This window comes from Methanohalobium sp., assembly GCF_046546175.1.
Classification (GTDB): domain Archaea; phylum Halobacteriota; class Methanosarcinia; order Methanosarcinales; family Methanosarcinaceae; genus Methanohalobium.
In genome coordinates, this window is record NZ_JBKGYF010000048.1 from 1 (window position 1) to 12,625 (window position 12,625).

Sequence of the window (12,625 nt, forward strand, 5' to 3'; positions counted from 1 at the left end):
GAGGTGATAACATGCAAAAAAAGAAAGGAAGTTTACTAGTCTTAAGTGTATTGGTACTGATGATAGCGGTACATGGAGCATCGGCAGAAGAGAACCAGACGAATACTAATATAACTTTCATTCTGGGTACCGATATAAACGAAGAAGCGCTTCAAACCGCAGCTTCTAACAGTACCATTGATGAAAAATTAAACGTAACAGTCTATACAAAAAACGATACAATACCCCAGGATACTAATTTTTCACAGTCGTCAGTCATCTTCATCGAATCTAGAAATGAAACATTCAAAAATGAATGGAACAAGAGTATCAATTCGGCAAAAGACAACGGCACCAGTGTAATAGGTTACAATTTATCTTCTAATGTTACCTCCTTATCCAATGTAGATCTTTATTCTAACAATTATACCGAGATTGAAAGGTACTGGATACAGGATGGCGACACCAACATGAAAAACATGCTCAAAACGATGGGACAAAAATTCTGTGAGCAGTGGGTTGGTGAAAACATCACAGAACCTGAAATTATCCATCCAGAAACCAACGTCACATACATACTCAATTCTGATAACAGTGTCTATTACCTTAATCAGGTACTCTCAGAAAGAGATATTATTACCGACCGTTTCGATGTCACTGTCATGGATGGTCAGGAAGCATCTGAAAACCTGACAGATGTTTCAGACCAGGATGTGATCATGCTCTATATGATAGGTTCTACCACCATGCCGGATATCAAGGATCCTCTCCTTGAGGCAAAGGATAACGGTACCCAGATTGGTCTTTTTGGTATGCAAGATAACTATGATGTGTCAACTATTGATATGGAAAAACCACCACATAACGCCATGAAGGAATATCTCTATAATAGCAGTTTTTCAAACATGGAACACTGGATCCGCTATATTGGAGCAGAATTTGAAGATGACTACATTGAATACAAACCTTCCCAACCACCAGAAATTCCTGACCATGGCATATACCATCCAGATGCATTCCCGAGGATTTTTGAAAACAGTACTACATATTTTGAATGGTATAAAGACCATGGATATAATGAATCTGCACCTACCATCGGTATAATCGATGAAAATTCACTTGGAAAAAGTGAAATGGATTACAATGCAGATGATGATATAATACAGGAACTTGAGTCCAAGGGCTGTAACGTTATCTATACTACCTCGAAAGTATGTGAAGAGGATGTGGATTATTTCACAAATAATGGGTCGGTAATTGTTGACACCATAATTTCTAACAAGGGTTTTTATCTAAATTATGGAGACCAAGAAAAAGGTGTTGATTACTTAGAAGAATATAATGTCCCTGTTATAAAAGCGGTTTTTGATTATTACAATTCACCGGCTGATTACAATGCAAGTACCCATGGAGTCAACCCGCAGTCACTTGCTTTCCAGGTGACACAACCCGAAATTGATGGTGCTACAGAGTATATCTGGGTAGCTGGTAGGGTACAGGATCCGGATAATCCCGACAAGTATTACTACAAAGCCCATGACCAGCAGGTTGACTGGTTGACCGACCGTGCCATATCATGGTCTGAACTCGGTAGGACTGATAATTCTGACAAAAATATCAGTATAATCTATTACAACCATGGAGGTGGGAAGAGCAATATTGGAGCAAGTTATATGGATATTGTTTCCAGCTTTGAATTACTACTACAAAACATGAACAATACCGGTTACGATATCGGTGAAAGAGATATACCAAATGGCAGTAAGTTCATCGACCTATTCATCGAAAGCAGGAATGTAGGTTCATGGGCACCGGGTGAACTTGAGAAGGTAGTAGAATCCGGCAATGTAACCCTTGTACCCAAAGACGAGTATATGGAATGGTACAATAACCTTCCGGAATCTGTCAGGGAAGATGTTGAAGACAGATGGGGTGAACCGCCTGGTGACATCATGGTCTATAAAGATAATTTCGTGATACCTGCAATACAGATGGGAAATGTCAATTTCATACCACAGCCGATGAGAGGTGATTTATCTGATGAATCGACAATATACCATGATAAAGAACTGCCACCTACCCACCATTATCTTGCGACATATTTCTGGATCAACCAGGTCAATGATGCAGATGCGATGATACATTTCGGAACCCATGGAACACAGGAATGGCTTCCAGGTAAAGAAGTAGGACTATGGAAATACGATTATCCATCTATAATGGTGGGTAATACTCCTGTGATTTATCCGTATATCATGGATAATGTAGGTGAAGGTACACAGGCCAAACGAAGAGGTAACGCAGTTATCATAGACCATCTAACTCCTCCGATATCATCAGGTGGTCTTTACGGTAACCTTTCCCAGCTTCATGAGAAAATACATTCCTATGAAACGGCAGAAAACGGAACAAAGTCTGAATACAGGGAAACGATAATAGAATTATACTCTTCTTTGAACCTGGAAGCTGACCTTGGTGTGACCAGCGACGAAATGAAAAATATGAATTCATCTGAATTCAGTGAATTCGTAAATACTGATATTCATGATCATCTCCACAAACTAAAGAACACTTTAATGCCTCTTGGATTGCATACATTTGGTGTTGCGCCAGAAGGTGAAGAACTGGTATACATGGTAAAATCCATGATGGGTCAGGATTTCATTGAACATATCATGGATGTGCTTCCACAGCAGTCTGATGAGGAAGATATGGAGATAGCAGCTGATGAAAATGCTACAAAGCTTTTAAATGCCACAATATTAAACGGGACAAATGTTACAGAGGCACAGGAAGAAGTTCTAAACACCACAGATACAAAGATCACAGAAGACCTTAACACAGCTCTTAATTACTCTACAAAACTCCAGCAGACCAGCAGGGAGATTGATCAAACATTGAAAACGATGGATGCTGAATTCATTGAACCCGGGCCAGGAAACGACCCTATCAGGAATCCTGAAGCTCTTCCAACAGGACGTAATTTCTACAGTTTTGACCCAAGAAAGTTCCCTGATAAAGAAACCGAAGATAGGGGTGCTGAACTTGCAGACCAGATGCTTGATAAATATAAATCCGAACATGGAGACTATCCCAAAAAAGTAAACTATGTACTCTGGTCAGTTGAAACCATGCGTCATGAGGGTTTGATGGAAGCCCAAATATATTCATTACTTGGTGTGGAACCAAGAAGGGATTTGGGTCGAATCGTAGGATTTGATGTGATTCCAGCAGAAGAGATGGACCATCCGCGGATTGATGTCACTGTCACACCATCTGGACTGTACAGAGATACCTTCCCGTATCAACTGGAATTGATAGATGAAGCAGTCCGTACCGTTGCTGCGCTTAATGAAAGCAACGAGACCAATTATGTTAGAATGAATTCTTTGAAGATGGAAGAAGAACTGAAAGAAATGGGATACAATAACAGTACAGCAGTAAACCTCTCCAGATCAAGGATATTCAGTGAATCACCTGGATCATACGGTACAGGTCTGCCGGGAGCGGTTACTGCAAGTGATACATGGGAAAATGAAGACGAACTGGCAGATTTGTACATGTCACGTATGTCCAATATCTACGGACAGAACAACTGGGGTGAAAATTATGAAGATGTCTTCAAGCTGAATCTGAGAGATGTAGAAGTTGCCCAGCACAGTGATTCCTCGAACCTCTATGGACTTATTGACAATGATGATTTCTACCAGTATCTTGGTGGTGTAGGTCTTGCAGTCAGGTCACTGACAGGTGAAAAACCTGAAATGTATGTAGCAGATTTCAAAGATGCAGACAATCCCCAGATTACTACACTGAATGAAGCATTCAGGACAGAACTGAGATCACGATACTTTAACCCGACCTGGATATCTGGCATGATGGAACATGATTATGCAGGAGCAAGAGAGTTCATGAAATTCACTGAACATATGTGGGGCTGGGATGCTGTATCACCAGAACTTGTAACGGATTCAGACTGGAATGAGATGTACGATATTTATGTCAAGGATAAATACGACCTCGGAATGAATGAATTCATGAAATCTGAAAACCCGTATCAATACCAGTCTACCACAGCACGAATGCTTGAGACCTCCCGTAAGATAGGTCCTGATGGAAATGCTTACTGGCAAGCTTCAGATAAAATCGTTAATGAACTGGTGAAAGAGTACGTAGATTCAGTAGTAGAAAACGGTGTTACGTGCTGCCATCATACCTGTGGTAACCCAACATTGAATGAATACGTTGAAGGTCAAATGTCAGTAGCCGGCATAAGTCCTGAAAAACAGGAAGCATATAAAAAACTCATGGATGAAGCTACAGAAGATACAGAATCAGGTAAAAAAGAAGATACCAAAAGTGAGGATAGTCTAAACAGTATGCAGCGTGAGATGGTGAATTCGTCAAACACTGCAACAAGTAATCAGACACAAGAGACTGAATCAGAATCTGGTACTGGTGCTGATACCGGTCAGGATCCAGGTGAGAAACAATCTGAATCGTCTGATGATTACGTCGAAGGTTATGAGATGGAAGAGGAATCTAAAGATTCTGATAGCAGCTCTAGTCCAATGTCGTTCTCAGGTGCTGATATGGTGGGAACAGTGCTCGTACTGCTGGCTGTGAGTGCAATAGTTGTCGGATATATGAGAAGAACTTGAAAACTTATTAGATGTTGGCCAGCCCCAACATCATATTTTTTGTTATTTTAGTTTCCAAACACTAAAAAATACTTTAGGTACCTTTCTTTTTGATATAAACCGAGATACTGGCTAATATGCTCACAATTGCTAATATTAACCAACCCATGTCCCAGGCACCAATACCTATAGTATCACCATCCCCACTGGATTGCACAGTAGTGTTGTTGGATGGTTTAGTTGTTTGATTATCGCTGGATGATGAGTTATTGGAACCAATTACATCACTATCTTCTGAATTGGTTTTTATGTCCTGTGTATTCTTGATTTCACCTGATATAGCAAAAGGTGAAAAACCAGGTGTATTTGCCCTGTATTTGATAACTGTCTCGTTTTCAGTTAATTTTTGAGTGTCAAGGTCGTTCCATTTATCGTTATGATATCTGCACATCTTGATTGTGGATTCATTGATATCATTTTCTTCTATCCATGATTTTTCAACGTCAAAATCGATAGATGCGTTTTTGATGTTGTTGTTAAATCCTGCTTTACCCACCCAGATATTCATATTCTGATAAGTTTTTCCTGCTGGTTTTTTATCAACCAGTTCAGATTTATCATTCAGAACCTCGATACGGGTTTCGATTTTACCTGCAGTCTTTTTTGCTTCAAACTGAATACGTCCTATTTTGTTTACTCTAGTATTGAATTCATATGATATTTGTTCGCCATAAACCACATTTTCCTGCTGAACAAGTTCTTCTTTGATATTTTCATATTTCTCACCGGTGTCTCCACCACCAGCTCCACCACCTGAACCGGAACTACTATCTGTGCTGGATAATGTTTCTTCTTTTACAACATCAACCGTGGACGTATTGTTGATGGAACCGTTTTTAACGGTTATATTTGTTGTACCAGTACTTACAGCATTGAAAACACCTGTGGAATTGCTGATTGTACCAACATCCTGATTACTGGATGTCCAGTTTAACACTATTTCATAATCATCACCAAATTGATCCACAGGAGTTGCATTGAAGTTATGTTTGTCACCGGGATGAAATTCTGATTCCATATCTGTTATATTGACTGCATCGAATTTTCGTTCCTGGATATCAAATGTGATGTTATTATCTATACCATCACCTGTCATCGTGTCATTTGTTGAGTTTGTCCAGTATATCTTTGTTAATCCGGTATTGTTTATTTCAAATACACCGGTTGATTGATTAATTGTTCCTACATTAGTATTGTTGCTGTACCATTCAGGTTCAAAACTGTATGGGTTGCCATACTGGTCTTTTGTTACAAGTGAAAAGTTTAAATCAGAACTATCGATTGGAATTATGTTGGACTGGTTAGAATTCATCCCGGTCTTGTTCACGGTTATATTAGCGTAATCAAGGTATGGTTTTTCTTTAACAGTAATATTGGTAACATCTTCGATACTGCCATTTTTTGCTGTTACATTTGTTATACCTGTATTATTTGGAGTGAATGTACCGGTATCATTAATACTGCCAACTGAATTATTACCTACAGACCAGTTTATATTTACATCGATTTCGTTTTCGTACTGGTCGGTAGTATTTGCGTCAAAATCCAGTGTCTGATTTGTGTAGATTGCAGGGTCCCATGGAGTAACATTGATATTGGTTAATTCAGGTGGTTGTTTCTCAACAGTAACAGTTGTTGAGTTACTGGTTCCATCCTTTTTAGCAGTTATATTTGCAGTTCCTGATACATTAGCTGTAAAATAACCCGTGCTGTTGTTGATTGTTCCTACAGTGGTGTTGTTGCTCGACCAGGAAACAGTTTCATTTATTTTGTTACCGTTTTTATTATAACAATCTGCATCAAATGAAACCGTTTGATTATCATATATAGTCGGGTCTTCCGGTGAAATTTCGATTTTAGATATATCTCCATTCTCAATTGAACCTGACATTACCATTGAAAAGGGTTGTGGACCTTGCGGTACATTAGAACCATTGACTTTAATAGTGTAGACTCCTGTATCAGGATTACTGATGTCTATTTCTTCGATATTGTTTGTATGGTCGTAACCGTTTGATACGATTTCAGAATTGCCGTAATACTCAGTATCGTTTGGACCTATTAAAGTTAAATCAAGGTCATTGACAAGTGCTTTCGATGAATAGGCTTCACCTGGATGATCAGTCCAACCGATTGTTACCTTTAGCGGATTAGAACTATTGTTGACATAGAATTTCGTTTCTGCAAGTTCGCTTGTGTTTAATTCTACTCCATCGGAATAGTAAATATTACCTTTTTGAATTGACTTGATGGATTTTTCTACATCTACACGTCCCCATCCCTGTACATAATTTGGCTGGGTCTGCAAATCTCCATATCTTACAGGTGTTATGTCATAAGCCCCGTTGACGAGCGTCGTTTTTACAAGTGAAGCTGATGGAGTGACACTTAGATTATCCATATAATATTGCCTTACAAGAGCGGCTGTACCTGCTACATGGGGAGTAGCCATACTTGTACCGTTCATGTATATATACCCATCTTCAGCAGACGTGATGTTTGCTTTTGTTGACAATATATTAGTCCCAGGTGCAACAACATCCGGTTTGACCCGGGTATCATTGGTAGGACCCCGGCTGCTGAAATATGCAATTTCACTGATGTTATCAGAATTTGAACCCATACTTGATCTATTATTTTCAGTCGCACCGACTGTGAGACAATTCTTAGCAGTTGAGAGGCTTGATATTGATTCGGCACCTCCTTCATTACCTGCTGCAAAAAGTATTAGCATATCTTTATGGTTCCACATAAACTCGTCCACACTTCTTGCATGGTCACCATAATCATTTAAATCATTGACAAACCCCCAGCTGTTTGTATGTATTCTGGCGCTTTTGTTATATGCCTCAGAAAATAGACTGTTCATGGTTATATCTACAGTGAGGTTACCATCATCGTCACCAAGAGCCTGGAAAACGATATCAGAATTTGGTGCAGCACCCCTGGCAGAACCGTTGCCTGTCACAGTACCGGTTACATGGGTACCATGACCATCATGGTCAGCTGAATCATTTCCAGCATATTTGATGATATCTTCAAAACTACCGCTTAAATCAGGATGCATAGATTCGTCGTCTGCACCTGAATCTATACCTGTGTCTGCGATAGCAACGACCTGTTCATCGCCTTTTAGGTTAAAATTGGTTTCTATATGCGATACGTTCGTGATTTGTCTTGCCTTATTGTTGAGCGGAACTGGTTTTGTATATTGTTGTATGTAGCTGACCTGATTCAACTCTGCGACTTCAGGTATGCTCTCTTTATCAATCATAACGTTTAACGAGTTTCCGGACTTTTGCAATATGGAACCATTCAGTTCTTCGACTTTGTCAATAACTGGACTGGTATTCGATGATTTGAAAATGTTAATAGTTACTTTAAGAGATGTTTTTTCAGAATTGCTTATCTGGTCTGAAATCTTGTATTCTGGTTTGAAATTCCCTACCCATTTTACATTTTCCATCTGTTCAACATCAGATTTGGTTGAACTGTCCATTTTAACAAGGTATGCATTGTTAGGGATATAGTTAATAATGTTTGCAACTTTATTTTCCAGTTGTTGCCTCCATTTCTGTTTGATGATACCGTCAAACTGCACGATGTAGTATTTTTGGGTAGAGTTTAGATAATATTTGCTTGTACTGAAAGTTTCTATTCGGTCTGAATCCGTATCTATTGTCTTTCTTTTCAGGAATATCTTATCGTTTTGAATATAATCTTTAGATTTTTCCTGGTTTCCATTTTCATACTTGTTAAAGTTTATTTGGTCACTGTTTGTATTTATTTCACTACTGTTCTCAAAACCCGGTTCTGATGCAAAACCTACAGCTGTTAGGTTGGCAATAATAAAAATTATAATTGCGATTGTAATTGTTTTTAATCTAATCGTTTTTCCTCCCGGTAACTGGGAAATTATAATTATGTCTTTATATAATATCTATTTAAGACATATTAAAATTTATAGTTTTACATTTTATATAATTTAACCAGAGTGCAAACTACAGTATCAGGTTAAGCAAAAAGAGCTGTATTACTAACTTTTTAAAAAATAATCAACCGCCCTGAATTCTCAATACCCAAAAAAAGCTTTGTGGAAAAACCTGATATTAAATTTGTTTTACTGTCGTGATGTAAGAATTTAAAAGATCAGAACAGAAAAAGTCAATAGTATTTCAGAATTCCTTCCAATGTTTCCTATCAGGGTTTCCGGCACAAGGAGATGAAAAATATAATCGATAACATCAAAGCAAACGTTATACTCTTCGGTAATTTATCCACCAAATGATGTCTCTACTTGAAAGAACCTTATTTTTCTCTACCGAGGAAATAATAAGCAATGGCACCCAATATACCAAATATAAGTGCTACAGCAATCCATACAACTTTCATTACAGTACTTAATTTATTATTTTGTGTCAGGACATCATATATTACCCATATTACAGATATTAATACAATAAATCCCCATATCAAATCTAACATTTATTAATCACCACTAAATATTTAATAAGTCTTAAGTTTCAAATTAAACTTAGTAACAAATTGAAACATTCTCATTCTTAAAATTGATAGTATCATTTATTAAAATAGCGCTTTGTCAGCTACTAACCGCTGAAGCAGTTAGCTTGTCCTTCCATCTCTTAACTATAGTCATTAACTCATTGAATTATACCTTGTATTTGTACATAGAATTTGTTCATCCATGCTTTAGCAAATGACAGATATTTTTCTAGTTCCATGAACAATGTTTTTATGATAATCTCATATGCTGTTTGTGTATAATTAACTACATACCTTACTATAATAGAAGCTAAGCGGAGGACATTACAAACAACTTAAATCTCTGACTCTTTAAACTGTAGTTTAAAGATATTGGTAAATTTTCAATTTACCAAGTTTAAGTTTAACTCTAAATTTTTGATTTAGAGTGTTTTGATTTGAAGAGAACAGTTAAAACTGTTGGCTTCCTGCTCCATTTCTCGTGAACCTTTTGACATTGGTTTCTGTAGAAATCCAATTAATGTCAATACCATGAACCAAAAGTAATGAAATTATAACAATACCCACAATTAAAATTTAAGGATATCTACAAAACCAAAAAACTATACTAATATCAAGAGTACCATGATACACGGTACTGCTATTTTTTGGCAGTTTATATCTGTACTCAGCATGTTTTATATGGGACTGTTACCATATGACAGTACTGATAAAAAGTAGAGGTATTGATATGCTGGATTTTGCCTGTAAAGAATTTGAACTGGATGATGTATTCAAATGCGCGCTCAAGCTCACAAAGTCTGAATTGCAGATAATGAACAAATTTCTGGAAAATGATGACAAATGGTTAACTTCGGACGACATTGCGGTGATGATGGGTTTCGATCTCTCGACTGTCCAGAAAGCTGTGAAAAAATTATACACAAGCGATGTACTGAACAGGTCACAGAAAAACCTTGATAACGGTGGTTATGTCTATATTTACAAAGTGTGCAACAGGGAAGAGATGAAAATGCTCATAATGGAAATAGTTTACACGTGGGTCAGTAGAGTCGAAAACGAATTTGATAATTGGATAGATGGAAAACAAAACTACCCTTATGTTGCAGAAAGTGTTAGGAGTATTTGATTATGCTTAAGATAACTCCCTATATGGGTATAATAGTACTGATTGTAGCTACTGTCGGTCTCTGGTACCCGATACTTGGATATTTCATGGTGGTTATGCTTGCCACATTGATGATTATCAGTCCATTCAGAGGCAGATGGTTCTGTGGAAACATATGTCCTAGAGGAAGCCTCTATGATTTCTGGGTTGGGAAGATAACAAAAAGCAAGAAAATACCCAAAATCCTTGAAAGTATGTGGGTAAGAGTTCCTGTATTTGCAGCAATGATGGGATTCATGGGTTACCGTATATTTGAAGTGATTCAAACAGAAAGTTTTGTCAACCAGCTTGGTATGGTGTTTGTATCCATGTGTTTTGTATCAACTTCTGTTGCTGTTGTGCTCGGAGTATTCGTCAGTCCAAGGACATGGTGTACCATTTGCCCGATGGGAACAGTTCAGAGGATCATTGGTGGAGATAAATATCAACTGCAGGTGGACGATGATAAATGTATATCATGCAACAAATGCAGCAAAGTTTGCCCGATGCATCTTGACGTCAAAAATGTGAGCAATAACCCTGATTGCATCAAATGTGAACGATGCGTTGATAACTGTCCAAAGGATGCTTTGAATTTCCCGCATTGATTTTTAAATAAATGAAGATACAGGAGCAGTACCGGTTTGCTCCTGATAAATTTTTGCGTTTTATTTTGGATAGACCAATTATCCTTGCTTTCCAAATTCAAAACCCATGGTTAATTAGCTGAATTTTGCTGAGTAGTGTAGATTTCAGAAAGGTTTCCTGCCGAGTCCTAATTATTCATATCTTAAAGCTTCAACTGGGTTCAACTTGGCAGCTTTGCTTGCTGGATATACACCTGCGATTATTCCCACAAACACAGCCACAAATACACCTATTATTATCAATTCAAATGGGAATACATTCGGTAAATCGAGAAATGTATTTGCACCATATGCACCCAATATACCCACTGTCGTACCAACAACACCTCCGATAAGTCCTATAACCACGGATTCTACTAAAAACAAAACAAGGACATCATAATAGGTATATCCCACCGCTTTCATTAACCCGATTTCACGGGTACGTTCGGTTACAGTTACAAGCATGATATTCATGATACCGATAGATCCAACTACCAGTGATATAAGAGCCACAGATATAAGCAGTGCACTCAGAGCCGCTGATATCTGACCTACCTGGTCAAGTATCTCGGCCTGATTGAAAATTGAATAGGGTTTAACATCTTCGTTATCAATCTCTCTTTCAGGAACACCCAGACTTCTTGCCAGACGTTTATCTACCCTGTCAGAAATCTCTCTTATATTTTCTAGACTGGATGCTGTGAGAGCGAACCCACCATAATCTTCTCTATTTAGCATATCCTGCATGGTAGATATAGGTATAAATATACGCTCTTCGGGATTTGGACCTCCTTCTACAAAAGATGGGTCTCTATCTTCGGTTATCCCTTTGACCCTGAAAGTTTCAGTCCTTTCAGTACCATCATTTCTCTTGAATGTGATATCGATTGAATTCCTGTTGGATATGTCCCTGTCAAACTTGTCATTTGCAATTTCATGGCCGAGAACCGCAACGTATTTATCGTTATCACTTAGAAAATTTCCTGATTCCAGATTGATATTACCTACTTGTCCATAATCTTCAGTAGTTCCAAACATCTCAATACTTCTCTCACTGGAACCGTATTGAACTGTTGCCGATTTTTCAAGAACAGGTGATACCCCAACTATTCCAGGTGTACTTCTTAACAGGTCAAATTGACTATCATAAAAAACATTAACCTCATTACTAAAGATAACAATGAAGTTATCGCCAGAAGCACCTATCTCATCTTCAAAATACTGACTAAAACTTGCTCCAAGTGAGACATTAGCAATAACTGCTGCCACTCCTATTACAATTCCAATTGTTGTCAGAGTTGACCTCAATTTAGAACTACTTATACTTCCAATAGCAATCTTGAAAGCCATACTTAGATTTAAAATTTCTATCCCTCTTACCTTAATTATTATTTGATATGTGAGCTATTAACCGCTGAAGCGGTTAGCTTGTCCTTCCATCTACTATATTCGACTTGTAACCGTTTACATATTGAAACTATTGTCACTATTCTATAATTATTTCAAAGGTTGTAAAAGCAGAACTTGATTAAGAACTGCTTATAAACCCTATTACGATTCTAGATGCTTCCAGTGGGTTCAACATGTACTTTACCTTTTATCCGGGGATATCACTGGTTTTTGTTCATCCTTCGTCTGTACATCACAATAGCAACTGCACCCACTAT

6 protein-coding genes are annotated in these 12,625 nt (G+C 37.8%); 3 read left to right on the forward strand and 3 right to left on the reverse strand.

The genetic code is table 11. From position 1 onward, the window contains the following. The first annotated feature begins 11 nt into the window (after nucleotides 1–11). On the forward strand, nucleotides 12–4,640 hold the full coding sequence (locus tag ACLFMM_RS06340) for a cobaltochelatase subunit CobN (RefSeq protein WP_410807877.1): 4,629 nt from the start codon (nucleotides 12–14) through the stop codon (nucleotides 4,638–4,640). Between the two features lie 73 nt (nucleotides 4,641–4,713). On the opposite strand, the gene ACLFMM_RS06345 is transcribed toward ACLFMM_RS06340, so the two are convergent. Beyond that, nucleotides 4,714–8,280: a PGF-pre-PGF domain-containing protein gene (locus tag ACLFMM_RS06345; protein ID WP_410807878.1), complete on the reverse strand. Its 3,567-nt coding sequence runs from the start codon at nucleotides 8,278–8,280 to the stop codon at nucleotides 4,714–4,716. 707 nt (nucleotides 8,281–8,987) lie between these two features. Beyond that, complete coding sequence (locus ACLFMM_RS06350) at nucleotides 8,988–9,164, reverse strand: PLDc N-terminal domain-containing protein (protein WP_410807879.1); 177 nt, start codon at nucleotides 9,162–9,164, stop codon at nucleotides 8,988–8,990. A 715-nt stretch (nucleotides 9,165–9,879) separates the two neighbouring features. Here ACLFMM_RS06350 and ACLFMM_RS06355 point away from each other — a divergent pair. Together ACLFMM_RS06355 and ACLFMM_RS06360 are read left to right on the forward strand one after the other, a co-directional pair. After that, nucleotides 9,880–10,311: a MarR family transcriptional regulator gene (locus tag ACLFMM_RS06355; RefSeq protein WP_410807880.1), complete on the forward strand. Its 432-nt coding sequence runs from the start codon at nucleotides 9,880–9,882 to the stop codon at nucleotides 10,309–10,311. Nucleotides 10,312–10,313: 2 nt separating this feature from the next. Then, complete coding sequence (locus tag ACLFMM_RS06360; RefSeq protein ID WP_410807881.1) at nucleotides 10,314–10,937, forward strand: 4Fe-4S binding protein; 624 nt, start codon at nucleotides 10,314–10,316, stop codon at nucleotides 10,935–10,937. A 171-nt stretch (nucleotides 10,938–11,108) separates the two neighbouring features. Here ACLFMM_RS06360 and ACLFMM_RS06365 read toward each other — a convergent pair whose 3' ends face one another. Next, the gene (locus ACLFMM_RS06365; RefSeq protein WP_410807882.1) at nucleotides 11,109–12,308 is read right to left on the reverse strand and encodes an ABC transporter permease; all 1,200 of its coding nucleotides are present in this window, start codon (nucleotides 12,306–12,308) and stop codon (nucleotides 11,109–11,111) included. Nucleotides 12,309–12,625 lie beyond the last annotated feature (317 nt).